22 protein-coding genes are annotated in these 24940 nt (G+C 72.6%); 11 read left to right on the plus strand and 11 right to left on the minus strand.

The features are described from left to right. Positions 1 to 38: 38 nt before the first annotated feature. From ACIRGB_RS15365 to ACIRGB_RS15375, 3 genes are all read right to left on the minus strand, one after another. On the minus strand, positions 39 to 326 hold the full coding sequence (locus ACIRGB_RS15365) for a hypothetical protein (RefSeq protein WP_403863999.1): 288 nt from the start codon (positions 324 to 326) through the stop codon (positions 39 to 41). A 29-nt stretch (positions 327 to 355) separates the two neighbouring features. Further along, positions 356 to 1987, minus strand: coding sequence for an oxidoreductase (locus ACIRGB_RS15370; protein ID WP_403864002.1), 1632 nt, complete (start codon positions 1985 to 1987; stop codon positions 356 to 358). A gap of 73 nt (positions 1988 to 2060) precedes the next feature. Further along, positions 2061 to 2624, minus strand: coding sequence for a hypothetical protein (locus ACIRGB_RS15375; protein ID WP_403864005.1), 564 nt, complete (start codon positions 2622 to 2624; stop codon positions 2061 to 2063). Between the two features lie 184 nt (positions 2625 to 2808). Here ACIRGB_RS15375 and ACIRGB_RS15380 point away from each other — a divergent pair, with 184 nt between their 5' ends. The 4 genes from ACIRGB_RS15380 to ACIRGB_RS15395 all read left to right on the plus strand — a co-directional run bounded on the left by ACIRGB_RS15380 (position 2809) and on the right by ACIRGB_RS15395 (position 6260). Next, positions 2809 to 3420, plus strand: coding sequence for a TetR/AcrR family transcriptional regulator (locus tag ACIRGB_RS15380; protein WP_403864008.1), 612 nt, complete (start codon positions 2809 to 2811; stop codon positions 3418 to 3420). A gap of 105 nt (positions 3421 to 3525) precedes the next feature. Next, a complete protein-coding gene (locus ACIRGB_RS15385) occupies positions 3526 to 3933 on the plus strand; it encodes a YciI family protein (protein ID WP_403864010.1) in 408 nt (135 codons plus the stop codon). Positions 3934 to 3940: 7 nt separating this feature from the next. After that, positions 3941 to 5083: an RNA polymerase sigma factor gene (locus tag ACIRGB_RS15390; protein WP_403864013.1), complete on the plus strand. Its 1143-nt coding sequence runs from the start codon at positions 3941 to 3943 to the stop codon at positions 5081 to 5083. Between the two features lie 277 nt (positions 5084 to 5360). Continuing rightward, positions 5361 to 6260 carry a virginiamycin B lyase gene (locus tag ACIRGB_RS15395; RefSeq protein WP_403864016.1) on the plus strand — a complete coding sequence of 300 codons (900 nt, stop codon included), beginning with the start codon at positions 5361 to 5363 and terminating at the stop codon, positions 6258 to 6260. A gap of 149 nt (positions 6261 to 6409) precedes the next feature. On the opposite strand, the gene ACIRGB_RS15400 is transcribed toward ACIRGB_RS15395, so the two are convergent. Then, positions 6410 to 7627, minus strand: a complete 1218-nt coding sequence (locus ACIRGB_RS15400) for an MFS transporter (RefSeq protein ID WP_403864019.1) — start codon at positions 7625 to 7627, stop codon at positions 6410 to 6412. A 78-nt stretch (positions 7628 to 7705) separates the two neighbouring features. On the opposite strand from ACIRGB_RS15400, the gene ACIRGB_RS15405 reads away from it, so the two are divergent. From ACIRGB_RS15405 to ACIRGB_RS15415, 3 genes are all read left to right on the plus strand, one after another. Continuing rightward, the gene (locus tag ACIRGB_RS15405) at positions 7706 to 8689 is read left to right on the plus strand and encodes an ArsR/SmtB family transcription factor (protein WP_403864022.1); all 984 of its coding nucleotides are present in this window, start codon (positions 7706 to 7708) and stop codon (positions 8687 to 8689) included. A 10-nt stretch (positions 8690 to 8699) separates the two neighbouring features. Beyond that, positions 8700 to 9221: a glutathione peroxidase gene (locus ACIRGB_RS15410; protein WP_403864025.1), complete on the plus strand. Its 522-nt coding sequence runs from the start codon at positions 8700 to 8702 to the stop codon at positions 9219 to 9221. Positions 9222 to 9294: 73 nt separating this feature from the next. Next, complete coding sequence (locus tag ACIRGB_RS15415) at positions 9295 to 10179, plus strand: MerR family transcriptional regulator (RefSeq protein ID WP_403864028.1); 885 nt, start codon at positions 9295 to 9297, stop codon at positions 10177 to 10179. A 100-nt stretch (positions 10180 to 10279) separates the two neighbouring features. On the opposite strand, the gene ACIRGB_RS15420 is transcribed toward ACIRGB_RS15415, so the two are convergent. From ACIRGB_RS15420 to ACIRGB_RS15430, 3 genes are all read right to left on the minus strand, one after another. Then, a complete protein-coding gene (locus ACIRGB_RS15420) occupies positions 10280 to 10471 on the minus strand; it encodes a DUF397 domain-containing protein (RefSeq protein ID WP_059301326.1) in 192 nt (63 codons plus the stop codon). 189 nt (positions 10472 to 10660) lie between these two features. Further along, positions 10661 to 11527, minus strand: a complete 867-nt coding sequence (locus ACIRGB_RS15425) for a helix-turn-helix domain-containing protein (protein WP_403864031.1) — start codon at positions 11525 to 11527, stop codon at positions 10661 to 10663. 343 nt (positions 11528 to 11870) lie between these two features. Beyond that, positions 11871 to 12629, minus strand: coding sequence for a GPP34 family phosphoprotein (locus ACIRGB_RS15430; protein WP_403864034.1), 759 nt, complete (start codon positions 12627 to 12629; stop codon positions 11871 to 11873). 189 nt (positions 12630 to 12818) lie between these two features. Here ACIRGB_RS15430 and ACIRGB_RS15435 point away from each other — a divergent pair, with 189 nt between their 5' ends. From ACIRGB_RS15435 to ACIRGB_RS15445, 3 genes are all read left to right on the plus strand, one after another. Continuing rightward, positions 12819 to 15311, plus strand: coding sequence for a D-alanyl-D-alanine carboxypeptidase (locus tag ACIRGB_RS15435; protein WP_403864037.1), 2493 nt, complete (start codon positions 12819 to 12821; stop codon positions 15309 to 15311). A gap of 221 nt (positions 15312 to 15532) precedes the next feature. Next, entirely contained in the window at positions 15533 to 17410 is a 1878-nt protein-coding gene (locus tag ACIRGB_RS15440; protein WP_403864040.1) for an MFS transporter, read from the plus strand. Between the two features lie 228 nt (positions 17411 to 17638). Further along, complete coding sequence (locus tag ACIRGB_RS15445) at positions 17639 to 19222, plus strand: sodium:solute symporter family protein (RefSeq protein ID WP_403864043.1); 1584 nt, start codon at positions 17639 to 17641, stop codon at positions 19220 to 19222. A gap of 69 nt (positions 19223 to 19291) precedes the next feature. On the opposite strand, the gene ACIRGB_RS15450 is transcribed toward ACIRGB_RS15445, so the two are convergent. Next, positions 19292 to 19702, minus strand: coding sequence for a VOC family protein (locus ACIRGB_RS15450; protein WP_403864046.1), 411 nt, complete (start codon positions 19700 to 19702; stop codon positions 19292 to 19294). A 97-nt stretch (positions 19703 to 19799) separates the two neighbouring features. Further along, positions 19800 to 20915 (minus strand): ADP-ribosylglycohydrolase family protein, encoded by a 1116-nt coding sequence (locus ACIRGB_RS15455; protein WP_403864049.1) that lies wholly within the window; start codon positions 20913 to 20915, stop codon positions 19800 to 19802. Between the two features lie 206 nt (positions 20916 to 21121). Here ACIRGB_RS15455 and ACIRGB_RS15460 point away from each other — a divergent pair, with 206 nt between their 5' ends. Then, positions 21122 to 21631, plus strand: a complete 510-nt coding sequence (locus ACIRGB_RS15460; protein ID WP_403864052.1) for a DUF2165 domain-containing protein — start codon at positions 21122 to 21124, stop codon at positions 21629 to 21631. 19 nt (positions 21632 to 21650) lie between these two features. On the opposite strand, the gene ACIRGB_RS15465 is transcribed toward ACIRGB_RS15460, so the two are convergent. Together ACIRGB_RS15465 and ACIRGB_RS15470 are read right to left on the minus strand one after the other, a co-directional pair. Further along, positions 21651 to 22214 carry a hypothetical protein gene (locus ACIRGB_RS15465; protein ID WP_403864055.1) on the minus strand — a complete coding sequence of 188 codons (564 nt, stop codon included), beginning with the start codon at positions 22212 to 22214 and terminating at the stop codon, positions 21651 to 21653. A 111-nt stretch (positions 22215 to 22325) separates the two neighbouring features. Further along, the gene (locus ACIRGB_RS15470) at positions 22326 to 24929 is read right to left on the minus strand and encodes a bifunctional FO biosynthesis protein CofGH (RefSeq protein WP_403864058.1); all 2604 of its coding nucleotides are present in this window, start codon (positions 24927 to 24929) and stop codon (positions 22326 to 22328) included. Between the last annotated feature and the right edge of the window lie 11 nt (positions 24930 to 24940).

A 24940-nucleotide genomic window follows, 5' to 3' on the forward strand; every position in this document is an offset into this window, starting at 1 on the left:
CTGACCGTCGCGCGGGGTGCTGTCGGGCGGTGGTTCAATCAGGTCGCCGTGCGGGCCACGACGTCGAAGCCGAGGTTTCGCAGCAGCTTGACGGCGTGGTCCTTGCCGCCGGAGAACTCGTCGCGGCCCAGCGGGTCGCGGCCGGGCAGATAGCCGTGCGCCGCCCCGACCACGGCCTTCGAGTCGTACTCCCTGCCGTCGATCTTGAGCAGGTAGGTGCGCGACGGGCCGAATCCGTACCGGTGCAGGAACGCGTCCCGGCCGAGTCGGTCGTACTCCGCGACGGACTGCAGGATGGCGGCTCGGGTGATCTCGTTCAGCGCCATGAAATGAAGGTAACCGAACGGGTGCTAGGTCACTGCCGGGTCACCGCGCGGGAGATGCCTGCGGTGACCGTCGTGGCCAGGATCCAGCCGGAGGTGATCAGGGCGTAGGACAGCCACTGGCCGGTGTCGTGTGGGGCGAAGGCGTTGTCCTGGCCGAAGGTGATGATCGGGACGAGGAGGTCGAGGGTGTAGAAGACGGCGTTGAAGGGCGGGGCCTTGCCGGGGTCCAGGGGGGCGGGGGTGTGGAGGGTGAAGTACAGGGCTCCGCAGGCCAGGAGGGCGAGGAGCCACAGGCCGGCGCGGAGGGGGCGGTAGCCGTAGCCCACGGCGGCGTCCTGGACGTGGCCCCACAGGCGGGTGTGCGGGGGGAGGGTGGCGCGGCGGTGGCGCTGCTTGGCCAGGAGGACCGTGCGGGCTTCGTCCTCGTGGCCGAGACGCCGGTAGGTCGCCGCCAGTTGCTCGTACGGCTGGGGGAGGTAGTCACCGGTCGTGCGCCGGATCCAGCGGACGCGTTCCGTGGCGGGGAGCGGGAGTGCGAGGGTCTCGTACGTCGCGTCGGCCAGGCGGAGGTCGGCGGGCCAGGTGTCCTGGGCGTCGTACAGCGTGCCCAGTCGGGCGTTGCGTGCGTCCACCACTCCGTCGATGGGCCGGCGGGTGCGGAGGTCCGTTTCGCGGGCCTGGGTCGCCCGTAGGGAGAGGGCGGTGCCGCCCTTGTGGGTCAGGTCGGCGTCGCGGAAGCTCAACTCCGTGCCGACGCGCGTGCCGTCGAGTTTCACCGCGCCGTCGACGCTCAGCCCGAGGCCCAGGTCGAAGTTGCGTTCCACCGTGACGTCCACCGCCTCCAGGGCGATGTCGCCCGGGTTGCTCAGCCGGGCCCCGCAGAAGCCGATGGCCGCCGCGACGGTGGCCCCGGAGAGGATGACCCGGCCCTCGGCGCTGAAGCCGGGGTGGCAGGTGAAGTCCTCGGCGATACGGACGTGGTAGGCGTCCATGGCGTGCGCGCCGGGGGCCCGGAGTGCGGCGCCCTCCAGGTCGAACTCGCCGTCTATGAAAGCGCCGGTGACTCGGAACGTCCCCTCGACGGCCAGGTTCGTGCACAGCGCGTCGCCGGCCACCTGGGCGTGGCTGGCCGATATGGCCTCGGCCCCGGGGAAGTCGATCGCCGTGTCGCACAGGTTCAGGTCTCCGTTGATCTGCGCGCGGTTGAGGACCAGGGGGCCCGTCAAGTGGCAGTGGGAGACGACCAGGCGGCCGTCGATCTGGGCCGTGTCGGCGACCAGTCCGGGCAAGGTGCAGTTCCTCAGGACCACCTGGCGGGTCCGGGCGCCCTGGAGCAACGGGGCTTCGTCGAAGCGGCAGTCCGTCAGGAGGACCGGTGCCGCGACGTCGGTGAAGCTGAGGTCCAGGCGGCCCGTGATGTGCGCACCGGTCAGGCGCAGTGCGGGGCGGTCGCCGGGGGTGGATTCGGCGTGCGCGCCCAGCAGCAGTGCGGCGACGGCGTCGGACCGGATCACCGGGTCCGACGGGTCCACCCGGGCCGCCGGGTCCGCCGCAGACGCCGGGTCCGGTGGCACGAGGGCGCGGGACAGGTCCAGGCCGCGGCCTTGCGGGAAGGCGTCCCACAACCGGCGTTCGTGGGCGTTGAGTTCGTCGATGCGCACGAGCGACGATCTTCCCGGTCCGGCCGCGTGCCGGACAACCCCGTTTCCTTCCGTTCCGTCTCCGTCCGCCCGCTCAGGCCGGGCGACGTGACCCGCGGCTCAAGCGGAGGGCGGAGACCAGGAAGAAGACGCCGCCGAGGAAGGCGTAGCCCGCGAGCCTGCCCAGCGACGGGTCGTCGGCGCCGGCCTGCGTGACGAACGAGATGCCGGCCAGCGTCGAGATGGCGCCGCTGACGATCATCGGCCACTGCCCGCCCAGGTGGCGGCGGACGGCGCCCGCGACGAGCTGGACGATGCCCGCGGTGACGGCCCACGCGCCCCAGACGCGCAGGACGGCCGGGATGCCCGAGGTCGCGGCGAGGGCGAGGGCGAGGACCGTCAGGGAGCTGATCGCGATGTTCGCGTACAGGGGCGTGACCGGGCCGCCGTTCGCCTTCGCCGACCGGACGTCGACGACCGCGGCCGCCACGTCGAACAGCGGGTAGACCAGCAGCAGTGTCGTGCTCAGCGGGCCCAGTTCGTCGGCGGTGGCGAAGAGCAGGGCGGCCCATACGGCGGCGAACGCGAAGCGGAGGAAGTACAGCTTCCGGAGGGTGGCGGGAACGCTGGCGGGTGGTGCGGCGACAACGGTGTCCACGGGACGGCCTTTCGGTGCGGCGTGCGAGAGGGACCTGATGAGACGCACGCGTGACGAGACACGTCGTACAGCTGTACGGCGTGCGATGAGGTAGAACGTTCGGTCTCTTCGTGCAGTCAAGGGCCTTCCCGTCCTCCCTGTCAAGACCGAACGTTCTCCCTCTCCCCCTTGGTACGGTGGTCGCATGAGTCCGAGCACAGAAGCCCGCCCCACCTCCGCAGCGCGAGCCCGCCTGCTCGGCACGGCCACGAAGATCTTCTACGCCGAGGGGATCCACTCCGTCGGCATCGACCGGATCACCGCCGAGGCGCAGGTCACCCGGGCCACGCTGTACCGGCACTTCTCGGGCAAGGAAGACCTCGTCCTCGCCTACCTCGACCAGGCCGACCAGGGGATCCGGGGGCAGGTGGCCGCGGCCATGGGCAGTACTCCCTCGGCCGCCGGGCAGGTCCGGGCCGTCGCCCGGTCCATCGTCGAGGGGATCCGGTCTCCCGGTTTCCGCGGCTGTGCCTTCCTCAACGCCGTGGCCGAGTACCCGGACCCCGCCCATCCGGTGCACCGGGCGGTACTGGCTCACCGGCAGTGGTTCCTGGACACCGTCACGGAGCTGCTGGCGCGGGTCGGCGAGAGCGACGGCGACAGCGACAGCGACAGCGACGTGACCGCCGATGCCGCCGGGCGGCACCTCGTCATGCTCCGGGACGGTGCGATGGCCGCCGGGTGCCTCTTCGATCCGGAGCTGGTGTCCGAGACCTTCCTGCACGGCGTGGAGGGGGTGCTGAGGGAGGTCTCCTAAAAAAATTCCGGCCAGCCGTCCCGCCGTGTCGAGAACGCGCGTCCCGCTCCGTCCCAGGGGTGAACGAGGCCACAATGGGCCGCATCAGCACCTAGGAGACGCATCATGGCCAAGTACCTGCTGCTCAAGCACTACCGAGGCGCCCCGGAGTCGGTCAACTGCGCGCCGATGGCCCAGTGGACGCCGGAGGAGATCTCCGCCCACGTGCAGTACATGCGGGACTTCGCGGACCGGCTGGAGAAGACGGGCGAGTTCGTCGAGGGGCAGGCGCTCGCCCCCGAGGGGGCGTGGGTCCGGTACGACGGCGAGGGCAGGCCGCCGGTCACCGACGGGCCGTTCGCCGAGACCAAGGACCTCATCGCCGGCTGGATGGTGATCGACGTCGACAGCTACGAGCGCGCCGTCGAGCTGGCCGGGGAGCTGTCCGCCGCCCCGGGCGCGGGCGGGAAGCCGATCCACGAGTGGCTGGAGCTGCGTCCGTTCATGGGCGCGCACTCGACCGTCACGGAGTGATCCACCGATGGACGAGGCCCTGATCAGGAGCCTCACGCCCAGCGTGCTGACCGTCCTCGTCCGCCGCGGAGCCGATTTCGCGGCGGCCGAGGACGCGGTCCAGGACGCGCTGGTCGAGGCGGTCCGCGCCTGGCCGGACGACCCGCCGCGGGACCCCAAGGGGTGGCTGGTCACCGTGGCCTGGCGGCGGTTCCTCGACGCCACCCGCGCCGACACCGCCCGCCGACGGCGCGAGGACCGCGTCGAGGAGGAGCCGGCCCCCGGTCCGGCGCCCGGCGTGGACGACACGCTCCAGCTCTACTTCCTGTGCGCGCATCCCTCGCTGACGCCGTCCTCGGCCGTCGCGCTCACCCTGCGTGCCGTCGGCGGGCTGACCACCCGGCAGATCGCCCGCGCCTACCTGGTGCCCGAGGCGACCATGGCGCAGCGGATCAGCCGGGCCAAGCGCACCGTCTCCGGGGTCCGGTTCGACCGGCCCGGCGATGTCGCCACCGTGCTGCGCGTGCTCTACCTCGTCTTCAACGAGGGGTACTCCGGTGACGTCGACCTCGCCGCCGAGGCCATCCGGCTCACCCGGCAGCTCGCGGCGGCGGTCGACCACCCGGAGGTGGCGGGGCTGCTGGCGCTGATGCTGCTCCACCATGCGCGGCGGGCCGCCCGGACCGCGCCCGACGGCAGTTTGGTGCCGCTCGCCGAGCAGGACCGCGGCCGGTGGGACACCGCGTCCATCGCCGAGGGCGTACGGATTCTCCAGGCGGCGCTCGCCCGGGACCGGCTGGGCGAGTTCCAGGCCCAGGCCGCCATCGCCGCCCTGCACGCCGACGCGCCCACCGCCGGGGAGACCGACTGGGTGCAGATCGTGGAGTGGTACGACGAGCTCGCGCGCCTCACCGACAACCCCGTCGTCCGGCTCAACCGCGCGGTCGCCGTCGGGGAGGCCGACGGACCGCGCGCCGGGCTGGCGGCGCTCGCCGCACTCGACGACACGCTGCCCCGGTACACCGCGGTGGCCGCGTACCTGCACGAGCGCGACGGCGACCTGGAAACGGCGGCACGGCTGTACGCCGAGGCGGCCCACAAGGCGCCCGACCTCGCGGAACGCGACCACCTCACGCGCCAGGCCGCCCGCCTCAACTCCCGGCACCGGTGACCGACTCCAGACGGTCCGGGTACTGCCGGTGGCCGCGGGTCCGCACGCCGGGGCCGGGCCCGCACTGGCCCCCGTACGACAGCCCTAAGCGCGGCGTCCGTACTCTGCGAGGGCCGGGGTCAGCAGGTCGAAGGCCCGGCCGGCGAAGGCCGCGTCCGGGGCCTGGGCCGCCACGGCCGACGATCGCCGAGATCGCCGACGCTGCCCGCGTCGCCAGGAAGACGCTGACGAACTATTCCCGCGCAAGGGGGACCTGGCATACATAAACTCACTCTCGATGAACGCATTCACCGAGAGCTACGACGCCGACTCCGTACGCGAGTTCACCGTGAGCGACGCGGACGCCGGTCCCTACGCGCTCACCGAGGGTCCGGACGGCGCCCTGTGGTTCACGCTCGTCCACCGGGGTGCCGTCGCCCGCAGGGACCCGGACGACGGGCGGGTCACCGTCCATCCGGTCGGTGACGGGCCGACCGTGATCGCGTCGGGACCCGACGGCGCCCTGTGGTTCACCGAGTACCGGACGCACCGCATCGGCCGGATCACCCCGGACGGCGCCTACTCCTCCTTCGCGCCCCTCACGCCCGAGGGCGGACCGTTCGGGATCACGGCCGGGCCGGACGGAGCCATGTGGTTCACGCTCTCCTCGGCCGACCGCATCGGCCGCGTCACGGTGGACGGCGACGTCACCGAGTACGCGGCGCCCGGTTCCTTCCCCTCCGCCCTCACCACCGGACCGGACGGCGCCCTGTGGTGCACCCTCAACCAGGGCAACGCCGTCGGGCGGCTGACCACCGACGGCCACGGCACCGCGTACCCGCTGCCGACGCAGGGCGCCGCGCCGGTGGGTATCGCCGCGGGGCCCGACGGCGCCCTGTGGTTCACCGAGATCGGGGCCGGGCGGATCGGCCGGATCACCGTGGCCGGGGACATCACCGAGTACCCGCTCCCCGACCCCGGGGCCAAGCCGCACGCGGTGACGGCGGGGCCCGACGGGGCGCTGTGGTTCACCGAGTGGGGTAGCGGCCGGGTCGGCCGGATCACCGTCGACGGCCGCATCGGCTCGTACCCGCTCTCCCGTGCCGACAGCGAACCGCACGGCATCGCCGCGCACGACGGCGCCCTGTGGTGCGCCCTGGAAACCGGCTCCCTGGCCCGAATCGAGGTCCCGTCCTGACCGGCGATCATGTCGGGCACCCCGGCCGAGATGGAGGCCGTCGCGGCGAAGGAGCGCCCCTGAAGGCCAGGCACTGAGGACCCGGGCCCATTGACCCGATCGGGGCCGGGCCGCGATCGCCGGACCGGCACGCCGCACGGTCCGGCACCTCAAGCCGACCGTGCCGCCGCCCGCGTCGGCAGCAGCCCGCCGTCGGGTGCGTCCCGGCGGCTCGCCAGCGTCAGCGTGAGCGTCACCGCGAGCGAGGCGAGCGCCATCACCGACATGGCCGTCGCCGGTGAGGTGAACTGGGCCACCGTGCCGGCCAGGGTCGCGGCGACGCCCTGCATGGTGAGCATCCCGGAGGAGTGCAGTCCGAGGGCGTGCCCGGAGAGTTCGTCGGGGGTCACGGCGATCAGGCGCTCCTGCTGCACCAGAGTCGCGCCGAAGCCCACGGAGGCCACGGCGACCAGGACGGCCGTCAGCGGCAGCGGCGGGCGCAGGAAGAGGACGAGGTACGGCGTGGCCAGCAGCGCCAGGAGGGGAACGCCGAGGCGCGGGCGCAGCCGGGCCGGGAGCAGCCGGCCGACCGTCAGGTCCCCGGCCAGCATGCCCAGCGCGGCACAGGCGAACAGCGTGCCCGCGTCCCGGGGGTCGTAGGAGACGTACAGGGACTCGCAGCCGACGACGAGGCCGTTGGGAATCCACAGGGCCAGGTAGAGGTGGCGGCGCGGGCGGGCGGACCACAGCAGGGAGTTGGTGTGCCAGGTGGCCCGTACCGAGGGGCGGCCGGCGGTACGCGGCGGGCGGCGGCTCAGCCGGAGGGCGAGGCCGGCGGCCGTGGCGTACAGACCGGCCGCGAGCAGCAGGCACAGGCGTGGTGACAGCACAGCCACCAGGACGCCGCCGACCGCGTACCCGACGATCTGCAGGAGACCGTGCATCATGTTGAAGAGTGAACGCCCCGCCAGATACCCGTCCTTGGACAGGATCTCGGTCAGCAGCCCCCAGCGGACCCCGCCGCCGACGGAGGCGATCAGGCCCTTCACGAGGACGATGGCGAGCATCGCCCACACCGGCAGGCCGGGCAGCGCGAGCGCCGCGGTGGTGACGGTGAAGGCCAGCGAGAGCCCCGCCAGCGTCGCGCGCGGCGGCAGCCGGTCGGCGGCGGAGAGGAAGAAGGTGGCGCCCAGCACCTGGGCGAGCGCCGGGCCGAACATGCTGACCGCGGAGAGCAGCGGCGAGTTCGTCGCCCGGAAGACCAGGGTGCCGAGCGCGAGGCCGCTCACCGTCTGGGCGGCGACGTTGGCGGCGGAGGAGAGGAATAGAGGGCTGAACTCCGGGGTGCGGAAGAGGTCCGCGTAGCTTCTGCGGCTCGTTTCTGGCATGCGGGGAGTGTGGAGTGGACGTCGGACCGGCCGTTAATGTTTCGCTCGGACGCGAAAGGTGGCGGGAGAGGGGACCGCATGGGCTGGTGGGAGGTCAACGCCGACACGCTCGCCCGCAGCCGTTTCGTGGTGTCGCCGCTCGACGAGACCCTCGCCTGCCTGAAGCTGCTGCGCGCCGGCGTGGCCGGACATCCCGGCGAACGGGCGTGGCTCGACACCCACCGGCCCGCCCATCTGCGCCGGATGGCGGCCGACCCGGTGACCGCGCTGCTCGTCGACGCGGGTCTCGGCCGGGGATGGAACGCCGACTTCCTCACCCCCGCCCCGGTCGAGGGCCTCAGCTTCGAGGAGGGCGTGGCGCGGATCCGGGCGGCCCGCCCCGACGAGGCACGCGCCGGCCTGACCGTCTCCGTCGGGGGCACGCTGCCGGCCGCCCTGGACCGCGACGACCTGCCGGAGCGGGCCGCCGCGCTCCTCGAGCAGGTCTGGGACGAGGCGGTACGGCCGGACTGGGACCGGCGCCGCCGGGTCCTGGAGGCGGACGTCGTCGCGCGGACCGCGCAGGTGAGCCGGGGCGGCTGGGCGACGGTGCTGGACGCCCTGCGGCCCGGCACCCGCTGGCTGGGCGACAACCGGCTCCAGATCAACCTGAACCCGTACCCGCCGCGCGAGCTGTCCGGGGCGGAGCTGCTCCTCGTCCCGATCACCCCGCAGCGGCACGGCTGGGTGGCGTGGGAGGAGCCCGAGCGGTACGCGGTGGTCTACCCGTGCGCGGGCGCCCTCGCCGACGACGGTGCCCGGCGCGTGCCCGCCGCCCTCGGCGCGTTGCTCGGCCCGGCCCGGGCGGGCGTGCTGGCGCTGCTCGGCACCCCGATGAGCACCAGCCAGCTGGTCGGTGTGACCGGGCAGGGCCTCGGTTCGGTCGGACGGCATCTGCGGGTGCTGCGCGACGCGGGTCTGGTGGAGCGGCGGCGCGCGGGCCGCTCGGTGCTGTACTCGCGGACACCGGCCGGGGAGGTGCTCGTCGAGGCGGGGTCCGGAAGCGACCGGGGGCCGGACTAGCATCCGGTGCATGACGACCTCACCGAACACGCGGAACGACGACAGCCTTCCCCTCGATGTCGGGATCGGCGCCCTCCAGGGCGGGGACGCGGACCTCTCCCAGTACGCCGGCCGGGTCGTGCTGGTGGTCAACGTGGCCTCCAAGTGCGGGCTGACCCCGCAGTACTCCGGCCTGGAGCGGCTGCACGAGCGGTACGCCGAGCAGGGGTTCACCGTGCTGGGCGTGCCCTGCAACCAGTTCATGGGCCAGGAGCCTGGCAGCGCCGACGAGATCGCCGAGTTCTGCTCGGCGACGTACGGGGTCACCTTCCCGATGACCGAGAAGGTCGAGGTCAACGGGGCGGGCCGGCACCCGCTGTACGACCGGCTGACCGGCTTCGCGGACGCCGAGGGCCACAGCGGCGACATCCGCTGGAACTTCGAGAAGTTCCTCATCGGACGGGACGGCAAGGTCGCCGCCCGCTTCTCGCCGCAGACCGAGCCGGAGGCGGCCGAGGTCGTGGCGGCCGTCGAGGAGCGCCTCGCCGGTTGACCTTGCCCCTGGGGGAAGGCCGAGCGTCTGCGTCGCCGGGCGGAACGGCCGCCCGGCGACGGAGGATGACGGCGTGGACGACTACGTGGGCGGCGGCGTGGGCGAGGTGGGCGACGACGAGTTGCTGACCATCGGCGCGTTCGCCACCCGCGCCCGGCTGTCGGCCAAGGCCCTGCGGCTGTACGACCGGCTGGGCCTGCTGGCGCCCGCCCACGTGGACGAGGCCACCGGCTACCGCTACTACCGCGCCGGGCAGGCCGAACGCGCCCGGCTCGTGGCCCTGCTGCGCCGGCTGGACATGCCGCTCGCGCGGATCGCCGAGGTGGTCGGCGCGGACGGCGACCGGGCGGCCGGTCTGCTCGACGGCTACTGGGCGGACGTGCAGGCCCGGGTGGCCGGGCAGCGCACGCTCGTCGCGTACCTCCGTGGACGGCTGTCGGGAAGGGACTCCGAGGTGTACGGAGCGTTCGTGGTCGAGACGGTGGACGTGCCCGCGCAGGTGGTGATCAGCGAGATGCGGCACACGCTGGCGAGTGAGCTGCCCGCGTGGATCGGCGCCTCGCTGGGCCGCCTGGAGGAGGCGGCCCGGGGCTGCGGGGGTGTGACGGCGGCGCCGTACGTCGTCTACCACTCGGACGTGTCGATGGAGAGCGACGGCCCGGCCGAGTCCTGCGTGCCGGTCGCCGACGAGGCGGCTGCGCGGGCCTGGAGCGAGGAGCGGGGGCGGGCCTGGCAGACGCGGGTGCGGGTGGAGCCGGCCGGGCGGCTGGCCTACACCCGGATCACCAAGGCGCAGGTGGCGTACCCGCAGATCCTGGCCGCCTTCGGGGCGGTGGAGGAGTGGATCGCCGCGCGGGGACTGACGGTGGCGGGGCCGTGCCGTGAGGTGTACTTCGCCGACTGGGAGGCCGCGGGTCCCGAGGACCCGGTGTGCGACGTGGCGTTCCCGGTGAGCTGAGCCGGCCGGCGGGCGCCCTCTCGGCAAGGTCGGCGAACTGGTCGAGAGGGCTCCGTCGGCGGTACCGGCGGGTGGTGCCGGCGGGTGGTGCGTGGCGGTGCTACTCCTTGACCGACGTCACGAAGGCGGTCCACGCGTCGGCGGGGAACGCGAGGACCGGGCCGCCGGTCACCTTGGAGTCGCGGACGGCGAGCGCCGCCACGACCGGTGACCGGACCTCGACGCACGCGCCGTTCCCTCCGGAGTAGGAGGACTTGGTCCACGATTCCTGGGCGCCCTGAAGAATTGCCATGTCTGCTCCGATGGCGAGTCGCGGGTGTGGTTTACGCCAATGACGTTTGATCTTTGGCGTGATCGACGCTACTCGCTGGCCCTCCGGTACGGAGCAGGCATTCACTCGACCGGATGGCATATTCCAGGCGAGTCTTCCAGTACATCGTGGCAGGGGTGTACCATCCGCGTTCGCCCGGTCTCTCGGGCTTCAACGGCTCAGGCGCGCGTATTCCTTCGCCACGTCCTCGATGCGCTGCCGCGACTGCTCCACGTTCAGGGCCTGGGCCCGCAGGTGCTCGTACATCACTGTGTACTTCTGCACGTCCGGCGCCTTCTCCAGGTACAGGTCGCTGGTCACGCCCTCGATGTACACCACGCTGGAGTCGGCCGTGTCGGCGAACTCCAGGATGGAGTACTGGCCGTTGATGCCGGGGTGCGCCCCGACGTCGAAGGGCAGCACCTGCACGGTGATGTGCGGGCGCTGCGACATCTCGGCGACGTGCTCCAGCTGCTCCCGCATCACCTGCCTGCTGCCCACCACCCGGTGCAGGCACGCCTCGTCGAGGACCACCCACAGCCGCAGCGGGTTGTGGTCGGCGGAGATGCGCTCCTGCCGCCGTATGCGGACCTGCACGCGTTTCTCCACGTCGGCGACGGACGTCTCGGGCAACGCGCCCTGGATGAGGGCCTCGGCGTAGGGCCGGGTCTGCAACAGGCCGGTGATGATCTGGGGTTCGTAGGTCCGCAGCGACTCCGCGTCGGTCTCCAGGCCGATGTAGACGCTGTACGGGATGTCCCCGAAGGCGTGCCACCAGCCCTGCTGGCGCGAGTCCTTCGCCATCTGCATCAGCGAGTCGACGATCCGCTGGTCCTCGACCTCGTACACCCCGCACAGGTCGCGGACGTCCCGCTGGCTGATGCTGCGCCGGCCGTTCTCCAGGCGGCTGATCTTCGACTGCGAGACCAGCAGCCGCTCGGCGACCTCCTCGGCCGTCATGCCCTTGAGCTCACGGAGCCGGCGCAGCTCCTGGCCCAGCCGACGCCGCCTTACGGTGGGATTGACACTCGACGCCACGGGACGTGCACCTCCGGCTGCGTGACTCATACTTGCCACTTTGTGTATCTGCTGCTGAGCAGACTGCCACCAAGGTGCTTTCTACCGCTGGGAAACGGTCGATATGCGCCGCGTACACGCCAGTTCGGAACGCCACCCTCGCATGCGGCCGCGCGGGGCGGCGGAACCTTTCCGCGGTCCGGGTGGGCCGGACTCGCGGTCGGTTCCGCCGCCCCGCGCGGACCTGCGGCTCCCGTGACCGGGCTTGGGGACTGGCGGTGCGGCGGTGCTGTTGCGGTGGTGCTGCTGGTGTGGTGCGGTCGTGCCGTGGTGCGGTGAGCTGCGGTGCGGTGTGGTCTTCGGGCTAGTGGGCCACCGCTCGCGCCATGGATCCGTGGCGCGGTTGCGCCGGAACACCGCGTGCGGGTTCCGGGGCGTGCTTGCCCGCCGGTCCCGGGGCCTGGCGGCCGGCCGGGGCCGGACTGCGGCGTGGCTGTGCCGCAGCGCCGTTCTGGACGTCCATCACCGCGTGCGCCACCAGACCGCCCATGGGGTCGTGCCTGATGAGGTCCCGCAGTCGGGACCGCGACGAGCGTCCTTCGTTGCCCGGATAGAGGTGCTTGCCGAGTCCGACCGCGTGGGCCAGCGCGGCGAGCGCCGCGGTCCGCGGGTCCGGCGGGACGCCGGTGCGGATCGCCGAGTCCAGCCGGGCCTTGATCTCCCTGCTGATCGCCGTGTCCGTCGCCTGGTAGCGAGTCGTCGGCAGCACCCCGCACATCTGGCCCTCCACGGCATGCACCATGCCGCATCGCTCCAGATGCGAGAGGTAGGTCTGACGCAGCCCCAGGCGGGGCCCGCCAATCCAGTTGACCGCCCGTACGGGAGCGCCACGCCTTCGCAGCAACTCCAACGCGCAGTCCAGTGTTGGATCTCCTGTCGGCCGTGGGGCCACCACGGCGATACGATCCCCGTCTGGGGCTATCCGTCCGGCCAGCGCCAGCTCCACCAGCTGTGCTCCGGCCAGACCGAGGTCGAGCGACTGCGGCTGTGCGGTGGTACCCGTGGTCGGGTCCAACGCCAGCAGCAGAAGCTCCTCCGGAAGTGTTCTGCGGCTCCTGCCCATCCATGCCTCCCCGCGTGGATGACAGACAGGGTGACCCCTCTCACATTGGTCTGTCGAGGGTGCGTGACCGCTTCGTAGTGGAACCAGTAGGTATGTCGTTCTCGTCTACCGCGTGGGTTCCAGCCGTACACAGGACACTGGTAAATGGTTTCGGTACGGGTTCGGTAGCGCGCACAGGACGTGCGGCGCATGGAGGAGGCATCGGTGGCGGGCGAGTTCCCCGACAGGTCGAAGCAGCGCGAGTCGTCGGAAGAACCGACGTCGGGGAGCGCGGGTCCGGTTCCCGAAGCCAGGACCGAGGCGAGCGAGCGGAGTGATCCGCGGCTGCCGGTGGCACGGGAGGACGCGAAGCGCTCCGCGGGGTCCGGTGGCGTGGAGACCGCGACCCGGGTGCTGTCGGTCCGCGAGGCGGAGGCGGGGGCCTCCGGCGGTGACGACGGCGCAGGGTCGGCCGAGGCGGCCGATACGTCGTCGGACCCGTCCGGCGCTCCGGAGACGGCCGAGGAGGCCGAGGGCGACGGTGTGAGGCCCGCTCCCGGCAACGACGGCCGGCTGCGGGACGCCGTCGCGGCCTGGGTGGCCACCGCGGACGAGCGCGCCGCCGCCAACGCACGGCTCGAGGACGGGCGGGCCCCGGAGGAGCCGTCCCAGGACGACGACGAGCCCGGCGCCGAGCAGACCGCCGAGGGTGCCAAGGACGCCCCACAGGCCGACGAGCAGCCCGAGGCCGCCGACGGCACCGCCGACTCCGACGGCGACACGGCCACCGCCTCCGGCGCGGCTCCCGACACAGACGCGGCCCCGGGCACGGCCTCCGGCACGGGCACGGCTTCCGGTTCCGGCTCGGCTCCGGGCTCCGACGCGGACGCGGGCGCCGGCACGGACGCAGGCACGGGCAAGGGCGCCGGCACGGACGCAGGCACGGGCAAGGGCGCCGGCACGGAGGAAGCGTCCGACTCGGACCCCGTGTCCGACTCGGGCACAGACACCGACTCGGGCACAGGCCCGGACCCGAAGCCGCTCGCGGAGGCGGACCCCGAGGCCGGGGCCGGGGCCGGGCGGGACGACAGCGACGGCGACACCGACGGGGACGGTGACGGTGCGGTGCCGGTTGATCAGCCGACCGCCGTGTTCAAGGCGCCGCGGCCCGCCGTGGACCAGCCGACGACCATGCTGAAGCTGGGTGGTGCCGCCGCCGGGGCCAAGAAGGCCGGGCCGGGCGACGACGCCGAGCGGACCAGCAAGTTCGTGGCGCTGCGGAACCCGGACGAGCCGGCGACCCGCAAGCCCCCGCCGGGTCAGGCGCCCTCCGCCGACGCCCCCAAGGCGTCCCGTACCGGGGCCACCTCGGCCGTGCCGCACGTCGGGCCGGACCGGACCACCCAGCAGCCGTTGCCGCCCAAGCCGCCGCTGGACCTGCTGGCGGAGCTGACGAACACCCCGCCGCCGCCGGAGACGCCGCTGCGCACGACGGTGCGCCGGGTCAAGATCTGGACGCCGCTGGTCATCCTGCTGCTGATCGTCTTCGGCGTCGTGCAGTCGATGCGCCCGCTGCCCGCGCCCACCCTCGACCTCACGGCGCAGGACAGCTTCACGTTCGACGGCGGCAAGCCGGAGATCCCCTGGCCGTCCAGCGGGCAGGCCGCGCTCGACGTGCAGGGCATCGGCAGCTTCGGCTCGTCCGGCGACCAGAAGCCGGTGCCGATCGCGAGCGTGGCCAAGGTCATGACCGCGTACGTCATCCTGCGCGACCACCCGCTCAAGAGCGGCGCCGAGGGCCCGAAGATCAAGATCGACGGGGCGGCGGAGCAGCAGTCGGAGGCGGGTGACGAGTCGACCGTCCACGTCTACGAGGGCGACGCGATCTCCCAGCGCGAGGCCCTCAAGGCCATTCTGATCGCGTCCGCGAACAACGTGGCGCGGCTGCTCGCCCGCTGGGACGCGGGGTCCGAGAAGGCGTTCGTGGAGAAGATGAACGCCGCCGCGAAGGACCTCGGCATGACCAACTCCACGTACACCGACCCGTCGGGCCTGAACAACACGACGGTGAGCACGGCCGTGGACCAGGTGAAGCTGGCCAAGGAGGCGATGAAGGAGCCCGCGTTCCGCGAGGTCGCCGCGATGATGTCGTACGACGACTACAAGGGGGTCAACCACTCCAACTGGAACCACCTGGTCGGCCACAACGACGTCGTCGGCATCAAGACCGGCACCACCACCTCCGCCCTCGGCAACCTCGTCTTCGCGGCGAAGAAGGAGGTCGGCGGCGAGACCCGGACCATCGTCGGTGCCGTGGTGCGCCAGCCGGCGGGCGGCGCGGACAACACCATCCTCGGTGCCGCGCTGGACTCCAGCGACAAGCTGATCCGGGCCGCGCAGGACACCCTGAAGTCGTCGACGATCCTGAAGAAGGGCACCGTCGTGGGGTACGTCGACGACGGTCTCGGCGGCCGTACGCCGGTCGTCGCCGCGCAGGACGTCAAGGCCGTGGGCTGGGCCGGACTGACCGTGAAGCTGACGTTCAAGGCGGACGAGGTGCCGCACACGGCGAAGGCCGGCACCAAGGTCGGCACCCTCACGGTCGGCGACGGCGGCACCAGCGGCGCGGTCAAGGTGCCGGTGGCCCTGCGGGACGACCTCGTCGAGCCCGGTCTGTCGGACAAGCTGACCCGCGTGGGCTGACCGGCGGCCCGTCCGGGCCGCGGCGACGCCCGTGCCCCCGCGGTCTCCCGGCCGCGGGGGCCTTCGCGTCCCCGGCGGTGGAGCGGGCTCCCGCGGGGCCGCGAAAAGGCGGGAGGCAACGGTGCGGGGGCGCGTGCTAGCGTCGCCGAACGGGGCAGTCGCCGGTCGCGGGAACGGGACACGGCCCAAAGGAGAAGACGGGACACGGGGAGTGCCTTCAGGTGGCCACTGCGGAGCCGACACGCGCCGACGACGCCGATCCGGGTTCGGGAGCCGGCCCGCGACCACGCGTACCCGCGCCCCGCAGGGACGACGGTGAGCCCCGTCCCGCCGGGCCGCGGCGGCCTGCCGAGCCGAAGGCGCCCTCGGCGGTGAACGCCGCCTTCCTCGCCCTGCGCGAGCGCATGCTGCGTCATCCGGTGCTGTCCGTGACCGCGCTGGCCGGGGTGCTCCACATAGCGTGGTTCTTCACGTTCGCGAACAGTGGCGGCGACCTGGCGGCGCAGGACGCGTGGGCCGAGTTCGTCGGCCGGCACCCGGACTCGGCGTACAACCTCGCCTGGTACGGCGGCATGCACCCGGTGTCGTACAGCGTGATCTCGCCGTACCTGATGTCGGTGCTCGGCGTGCGCACCACGATGATGATCGCGGGGACGGTGTCGGCCGGGCTGCTGACGATGATCCTGATCCGCAGCCGGGTGGTCCGCAATCCGCTGTGGGCGTCGCTGGCGGGCCTGTTCGCGCTGCTGGGCAACGCGGCGTCGGGGCGGGTGACGTTCGCGCTCGGCATGATGTTCGGTCTGGGCGCGGTCGCCGCCGTGTTCTGCTGGCCGTACCGCTGGCGGCACGAGCGCTGGGCCAAGGGGCTGTGCGCGGCGCCGCTGGCCGCGCTGTCCACCATGGCCTCGCCGGTCTCGGGCCTGTTCGTGGGCCTGGTGGCGGTCGCCCTGTTCCTTCAGAAGCGCCGCCCGGGGGCCTGGGCGCTGGGCGTGGCACCGAGCGTGGTCGTCGCGCTGTCGGCGGTGCTGTTCCCCTTCTCCGGCACGCAGCCGATGGGGTTCGGCTCGGCGGTGCTGCCGATCCTGTACGCGGGCCTGATCTACTGGCTGGTGCCGAGCAGCTGGAAGACGGTGCGGATCACGTCGGCGGTCTACGGCCTGTCCGTGCTGCTGGTCTGGCTGATCAGCTCGCAGATCGGCTCCAACATCACGCGCCTGCCGATGCTCTTCGCCGGGGTGGCGCTGGTGGCGGCGCTGCCGTTCACGGTGCGCAAGTCGCGCAAGTGGTACGCGCTGGTGGTCTCGATCGTCGGCTTCGTGGGCTGGATCGGCTTCAAGTCGGCCGACGACATCGTGCACACCACGCCCGCCGCCTCCTGGGCGCGCGAGCTGGCGCCGCTCGTCAACGAGTTGCAGGAGGTCGGCGCGGAGCAGGGCCGGGTGGAGGCCGTCCCGGCGCGCTCCCACCGGGAGGCCTCGGCGCTCGCGCCGTACGTGAACCTGGCCCGCGGCTGGACCCGCCAGGCGGACATGGAGCGCAACCCGCTCTTCTACGACGACACGCTCAACTCGGCGAACTACCACGAGTGGCTGAAGCGCTGGGCGGTGCACTACGTGGTGCTGCCCAAGGACGAACCGGACGGCGACGGCGGCAAGCGCGAGCGGGAGCTGCTCCAGCGCGGCCTGCCGTATCTGAAGCAGATCTGGGGCGACGCCAACTGGCAGCTGTTCCAGGTGACCGACCCGACGCCGCTGGCGGAGCCCGACGCGGTCGTGCAGCGGGCCGAGCAGGACGAGTGGGTGATCGACGTACGGCGGCCCGGCCGCATCCTGATCCGGATGCCGTACTCGCCGTGGCTGAGCCTCGTCGACGCCGAGGGCAACAAGCTCCAGCCGCCCCAGGAGACGGAGGCGTCCAAGGACGCCCCGGAGGGCACCCCGAAGACGTACGAGAACGTCAACGGGTGTCTGACGGAGACCGAGGAGACCGCCGACGGCGACGTGTGGACGACGCTCCTCGCCCCCGAGGCGGGCACGTACCGGCTGGCCTCGCCGTACGGGCTGAAGCGGGGCACTCCGTGCCCGGACGAGCTGAAGTAGCGGACCGGGCGGCCGTCGCGGGCCGCCTCCGCTGTTGTTCACGTAGATGAACGCAGGTCAGTAAGCCGAACCTTTTTACTTCCTCTTGACCTTCCGCTTCCTTGTCGTGCCCGCGTCGTCGCACCCACGATGAGCGGGCACTTCGCGGCCTGCCACGCCCCTACCCCGCTCGTGCGAAGTGCCAACCAGCTGAGCGGAGTTCACAAGGCGGACCCCGGAAGGGGGCACATGAACGGTCTCGACTGGTCCGTGCTCATCGGCTACTTCGCCGTCATGGTGGCGATCGGTGTCTGGTCGCACAAACGCGTGGACGACGTGAGCGACTTCTTCACGGCCGGCGGCAAGATGCCCTGGTGGCTGTCCGGCATCTCGCACCACATGTCCGGCTACAGCGCGGTGATGTTCACCGGCTACGCCGGCATCGCCTACACCTACGGCGTCACGTCCTTCGTGACGTGGTCGTTCCCCATCGCGCTCGGCATCGCCATCGGCTCCAAGCTGTTCGCGCCGCGCATCAACCGGCTGCGCTCACGGCTGCACGTGGCCTCGCCGCTCGAGTACCTCAAGAACCGGTACAACCTGCCCACCCAGCAGGCGCTGGCCTGGTCCGGGATGCTGCTGAAGATCGTGGACGTGGCCGCGAAGTGGGCGGCCATCGCCACGCTGCTGTCGGTCTTCACCGGCATCACGCTCAACCAGGGCATCCTGATCACCGGCGTCATCACGGGCATCTACTGCACGATCGGCGGCCTGTGGGCGGACGCGCTGACGGAGCTGGGCCAGTTCATCATCCAGCTGCTGGCCGGCATCGCGATGTTCGTGGCCGTCGTCATGAAGCTCGGCGACCACGGCGGCTTCTTCGGCGTCTGGGACGAGCCCGCCCTGGACGGCCACGCCAAACCGCTGGTCGGCCCGTACGGCACGGTGTTCCTGCTGGCCTTCCTGTTCATCAAGCTGTTCGAGTACAACGGCGGCATGCTCAACCAGGCCCAGCGCTACATGGCCACGCGCAACGCCCGGGAGGCCGAGCGGTCGGCGCGGCTGTCGGCGGTGCTGTGGCTGGTCTGGCCGCTGGTGCTGTTCTTCCCGATGTGGATGTCGCCGCTGCTGGTGGAGTCGCAGAAGGCGGACGGTTCCGACTCCTACGCCCTGATGACCGAGCAGCTGCTGCCGCACGGGCTGCTCGGACTGGTCATCGTCGGCTTCTTCTCGCACACCATGGCCATGTGCTCCTCGGACGCGAACGCCATCGCCGCCGTGTTCACCCGTGACGTGGCGCCGGTGCTGTCCAAGCGGGCGCGGGGCTGGGGGCAGCGGTCCGGGCTGCTGGCGGCCCGGCTGACGACGGTGATCTTCCTCGGTCTGTCGATGGCGGTGGCCACGCAGGTCGACTCGCCGACGTTCAAGGACATCATCACCGTCGTGATCAAGTGGGTGGCCGGGCTGATGGGCCCGATCGCGATCCCGATGATGCTCGGCCTGCTGCGGCCCTTCCGCCGCTCGGGCCCGACGGCGGCGCTCACCAGCTGGGGTCTGGGCCTGGTCGCGTTCTGGCTGGTCAACTACCCGATCAACTGGAGCGTGGACGGCGGGGTGCCGCTGGAGTACCAGGTCTCCGTCCCGCTGGCGGTCTCGCTGGTCCTGTACGTCCTGGTCGGCTACCTGAAGCCGGAGGACACCCCGGAGCGGCTGGCGATCATCGAGCGCGTCAACACGGACGGGGACGGCGACGCCTCCGGCGCGGCGGCCGCGGTCCCGGCGCCCGCGGGCGGGGTGGACGACGCGGTGGGACGCAGCCGGGTGGGCGACTGAGCCCCCACCCGGACGGCGTACGGCCGGTGTCCGGCCGGTGGCCACGGTTCGTGGTCACCGGCCGCCCGGTCAGCGCAGTTCCTGGATGCGGATCTGGTTGCCCGCCGGGTCCCGGAAGGCGCAGTCCCGGACGCCGTACGGCTGCTCGGTCGGCTCCTGGACGATCTCGGCGTGTCCGGCGCGCACCTTCTCGAAGGTGCCGTCGAGGTCCTCGGTGGCCAGGAGGAGCCACCCGTAGGTGCCCTTGGCCATCATCTCGGCGATGGTGCGGCGCTCGGTGTCGGTGATGCCGGGGTCCACGGCGGGCGGCGACAGGAGCAGCGAGACGTCCGGCTGGCCGACCGGCCCGACCGTGATCCAGCGCATCGTGCCGTTGCCGACGTCCTTGCGGACCTCGAAGCCGAGGACGTCCCGGTAGAAGGCGACAGACGCCTCCGGGTCGTCGTGCGGGAGAACGGTGGTGTGAATGCTGATGTCCATGGCTGCCACGCTAGCCGCGGCCCACGGGGCGGCGCTTCTCGAAACCTGACCGTCGCCGCCGGGGGTCTGCGTAGGGCATACGCCCTCCGCGTAGGGCCTACGCCCGTGGGTACCGCGTCAGCCACCCGGGGGACGAGCCCGCCGGGCCGTGCAGGGCGGGGCCCTGGGTCATCTCCATGGCGAAGTCGTCGGCCAGTTCCAGGACGGTGGGGCGGCCCTCCAACTCGGCCAGCCAGGCCGGGGGCAGGGCCGTCTCGCCGTGCAGGGCGCCGAGCAGGCCGCCGGTCAGGGCGCCGGCCGCCGCCGAGGGGCCGTCGTGGTTGACGGCGAGCCGCAGCCCGTGCCGTACGTCCTCGCCGACGAGGGCGCAGTACACGGCGGCGGCGACCAGGCCCTCCGCCGTACCCGCGCCGATCAGGGCGGTCACCCGGGCCGGGCCCGGCAGCCCCTGCCGCACCGCGCCGAGCGCGTGTTGCAGGGCGTCGGTCACGGGCTCGTGCCCCGGCCGGGCGACGAGCAGCGCCAGGGCCCGCTGCACCGCGGCGTCCAGGCTCTCGCCGCGCGCCAGCCCGTGCACGATCACCGCGTACGCGGCCGCCGCCAGGTAGCCGGTGGGGTGGCCGTGGGTCTGCGCCGCGCACTCCACGGCGAGCTGGGCGACCAGCTGCGGCTCCCAGCCGACCAGGAGCCCGAACGGCGCCGAGCGGGCGGCGGCCTCGGGGCCGCGCTCGCCGGGGTTCTTGGGCGACTCGGGGGTGCCCATCGTCTCGTCGCCGAGGCCGAGCAGCAGCGCGCGCGGCGGGTCCCGGCGGACGTACAGCCACTCCTCGTGGGCCAGCCAGCCGTCGTCCTTGCGCCGCAGGTCGGGCCCCCAGTCGCGCTGGGTGGCGGCCCAGCGCCGGTAGGCCCGGTGCAGATCGGTCGGCGGGTGCCAGGCGCCGGTGTCCCGCCGTACCTGGGCGCGGATCAGCCCGTCCACGGAGAACAGGGAAAGCTGGGTGAGGTGGGTGACGGCACCGCGCCGGCCGTGGGCGGGGGCGAGGTCGGACAGGCCCTCGGCGCCGTGCTCCTCCCGGATCGCGTCGAGGCCGAGGCCGGCGACGGGCGCGCCGAGGGCGTCCCCGACGGCCACACCGAGCAGCGTGCCGCGCACCCGGCTGCGGAAGTCCTGCTGCTCGGCACGCCCCCAGACGGCGCCGGCTGTCCCGCCCACCCGGGCCTCCCCTCGGCACTGTCCGCACGTACGACGTCCAGCACTGTATGCGAACGGAAGTGGTCGGTCAGGGCCGGAACCGTGTGGAAACGTTCACGAGCCGACACACACCGCGCGGCACGGGCGGGAAGCCCGGAACGCCTCGAAGAGATCACGTTCCCGGACCTGCCTGCTCGCCCGGCTCCGGGCTTGGGGATAGTGCTGCCATGACCAAGAACCCCCGCAGCACCCTGTTACTCGCCTCCACCGTGCTCACCGCGGTCCTCGCCCTCTACATCGCCCTGGTGGCTCTCGGGAACATCACGGACTTCGACAACAACCAGCAGTACGTGCGCCATGTCCTCGCGATGGACACGACGTTCAAGGACGACGACCTGATGTGGCGGGCGATCACGAGCAAGGGTCTCCAGGACACCGCCTACGTGGCGATCATCGTGTGGGAGACCGCGGCCGCGCTCGTGCTGCTCTGGGCGACCTGGCTCTGGATACGCCGGCAGCCCGCTCCCGCGCGGCGCTTCACCACGTACGGCACGCTCATGCTGATGCTGCTGTTCGGGGCCGGGTTCCTCGCGATCGGCGGGGAGTGGTTCGCGATGTGGCAGTCGGAGGACTGGAACGGGCTGGACGCGGCGACCCGGGTGCTCCTGTTCAGCGGCGTCGTGCTGATCGTGGCGCACCTGCCGTCCGGCGAGGCGGAGACCACGCGACCGCGGTGACGTACGGGACCGCGGTGACCTACGACACCACGGTGACCGTCGTGCCGGCCGTGCCGAACTCCCAGAGCGCGTCGCCGTCCGCCTTGGGCAGCCGTATGCCGCCCGTCTTGGCACCGTCGGCGGGCGGCGGCGGGGAGGAGCCGTCCACGGCGTTGGAGAAGGCGACCCAGACGCCGTCCTCCTGGGTGAAGTACAGGATCTGTTCGATCCGCACCCCGTCGGAGCCGGTCGTCGGGTCCTGGCGGCGGGTGCCGACGCGGTACTTGCCGGGGTCGGGGTCGACCGTGCCCGGCCAGACCTTGAAGGACCGCCGGGTGGCGTCGCTGGCGTCGACCAGCCACACCCGGTCCTGGCCGACCGAGTAGACGACGCGCCGCCCGGTACCGGAGCCCTCCGGTACCGGGGCGGGCGCGGTCTCCTTCGGCGTGGGGTGCGCGTCCGCCGACGCCGACGGCTTCGGCTTCGTCGCCACGGCGGTGGGGTGGGGCCCCTGGTCCGCCTGCACGGCCAGGACGGTCACCGCCGCGATCGCGCCCACGGTCAGACCGGAGACCCACGCCCATGAGGGAAGTCGGGCAGGCACGGGCACGCATCTCCTCAGCTACGAGAACCCCGACACACCGGGGGCCCGATCATCGTACTGCGCGCCCGCCGCACCCCCGAAGCGCGCGCCCGCGCCCGCGCCCAGCGCTCCTCAGTCCAGCACCGGCAGCAGCTCCGGCAGGTGCCCGTCCGAGTCCCGCGCCGCCCGCTGCCGCTCCTCGGGCACCGGGCCGTAGAGCGTGGTGCGCGACTTCGCCGGGCGGCCCGCCGCGTCCGCGACCGCGATCAGGTCCTTGACGGACTTGTACGACCCGTAGGACGAGCCGGCCATGCGGGAGATCGTCTCCTCCATGAGGGTGCCGCCCAGGTCGTTGGCGCCGGAGCGGAGCATCTCGGCCGCGCCCTCCGTGCCCAGTTTCACCCAGCTCGTCTGGATGTTGGGGATGTGCGGGTGCAACAGGAGGCGGGCCATCGCCGTCACCGCACGGTTGTCCCGGAGGGTGGGGCCGGGCCGCGCGATGCCCGCCAGGTACACCGGCGCGTTGGTGTGGATGAAGGGGAGCGTCACGAACTCCGTGAAACCGCCCGTACGCTGCTGGATCCCGGCGAGCGTGCGCAGGTGGCCCAGCCAGTGGCGGGGCTGGTCGACGTGGCCGTACATCATCGTGGAGCTGGACCGGATGCCCAGCTCGTGGGCCGTCTCGATCACCTCGATCCAGGTGGCCGTCGGCAGCTTGCCCTTGGTGAGGATCCAGCGGACCTCGTCGTCGAGGATCTCGGCCGCCGTGCCCGGGATCGAGTCCAGGCCGGCGTCCTTGGCGGCGCCCAGCCACTCGCGGATCGACAGGCCCGTGCGGGTCGCGCCGTTGACGACCTCCATCGGCGAGAAGGCGTGCACGTGCATGCCGGGCACGCGCTCCTTGACCGCCCGCGCGATGTCGAAGTACGCCGTGCCGGGCAGGTCGGGGTGGATGCCGCCCTGCATGCAGACCTCCACCGCGCCCACCTCCCACGCCTGCTGGGCGCGGTCGGCGACCTGGTCCAGGGAGAGCGTGTAGGCGTCTGCGTCCGTGCGGCGCTGGGCGAAGGCGCAGAAACGGCAGCCGGTGTAGCAGACGTTGGTGAAGTTGATGTTGCGGGTGACGATGTACGTCACGTCGTCGCCGACGACGCTCTTGCGGACGTCGTCCGCGATGCCGCACAGGGCGTCCAGCGCCGGGCCGTCGGCGTGCAGCAGGGCGAGCGCCTCGTCGTCCGTCAGCCGCGTGGGGTCGTCGGCCGCCGTGGCCAGCGCTGCGCGTACGTCGGTGTCGATGCGCTCGGGGGCCATGCCGGGGGCGGCGGCCTCGCGCAGGGCGCCCCAGTCGCCGTACACCTCGTCGAAGTCGTCGCGTCGGTCCGAGGTACGGCCCTCGGTGTCGATGGTGACGTGCAGGTCGGTGCGGCCGGTGGCGGTGAACGCCTCGTCCGGCTCCTGCCACGCGTGCCCCTCGACCACCGCGTCCTCGCGGGCCAGGCCGGTCTCCGGGTCGGCCAGCGCCGCCACGTGCGGGCGCAGCCGCGGGTCCAGCCAGGGCTCGCCGCGCCGGACGAACTCCGGGTACACGCAGAGGCGTTCCCGCAGCTCGAACCCGGCCGCCCGGGACGTCGCGGCGAGTTCGTCGATCTGCGGCCAGGGCCGCTCGGGGTTGACGTGGTCGATGGTGAGCGGGGAGACGCCGCCCCAGTCGTCGATCCCGGCGCCGATCAGCCGCTCGTACTCCGCGTCCACCAGGTTCGGCGGGGCCTGGAGGCAGGCGGAGGGGCCCATGATGTGCCGGGCGACGGCGACCGTGGCGACCAGCTCGTCCAGTTCCGCGTCCGGCATGCCGCGCATCGCCGTGTCGGGCTTGGCGCGGAAGTTCTGGATGATCAGCTCCTGGACGCCGTGGTAGGCGCGGGAGACCTTGCGCAGCGCGAACAGGGACTCGGCCCGCTCCTCGTAGGTCTCCCCGATGCCGATGAGGATGCCGGAGGTGAAGGGGACCGAGGAGCGCCCGGCGTCCTCCAGGACGCGCAGCCGTACGGCGGGCTCCTTGTCGGGCGAGCCGTGGTGCGGGCCGCCGGGCTCGGACCACAGGCGGGTCGCGGTGGTCTCCAGCATCATGCCCATGGAGGGCGCGACGGGCTTGAGCCGCTGGAAGTCCGTCCAGGTCATGACGCCCGGGTTGAGGTGCGGGAGCAGTCCCGTCTCCTCCAGGATGCGGATCGAGATCGCGCGGACGTAGGCGATCGTGTCGTCGTACCCGTGCGCGTCCAGCCACTCCCTGGCCTCCGGCCAGCGGTCCTCGGGCTTGTCGCCGAGGGTGATGAGGGCTTCCTTGCAGCCGAGGGCCGCGCCCTTGCGCGCGATGTCGAGCACCTCGTCCGGCGACATGAACATCCCGTGGCCCGCCCGCCGCAGCTTGCCGGGGACGGTGACGAAGGTGCAGTAGTGGCACTTGTCCCGGCACAGCCGGGTCAGCGGGACGAAGACGCTCTTCGAGTACGTGATGACGCCGGGCCGCCCGGCCGCCTCCAGGCCCGCGTCCCGGACCCGGGCGGCGGACGCGGTGAGGGCGTCGAGGTGCTCGCCGCGCGCCTGGAGCAGCACGGCGGCCTCGGCCGCGTCGAGGGCGACGCCGTCCCGGGCGCGTTTGAGGGCGCGACGCATGGAGTTCTCGGTGGGGCCGGTGGGGTCGGCGGGTCCGGTTCCGGAGGTCGCGGAAGTCGTCATCCTTCGAGCAT

The organism is Streptomyces sp. NPDC102490 (assembly GCF_044765285.1).
Taxonomy (GTDB): Bacteria; Actinomycetota; Actinomycetes; order Streptomycetales; family Streptomycetaceae; genus Streptomyces.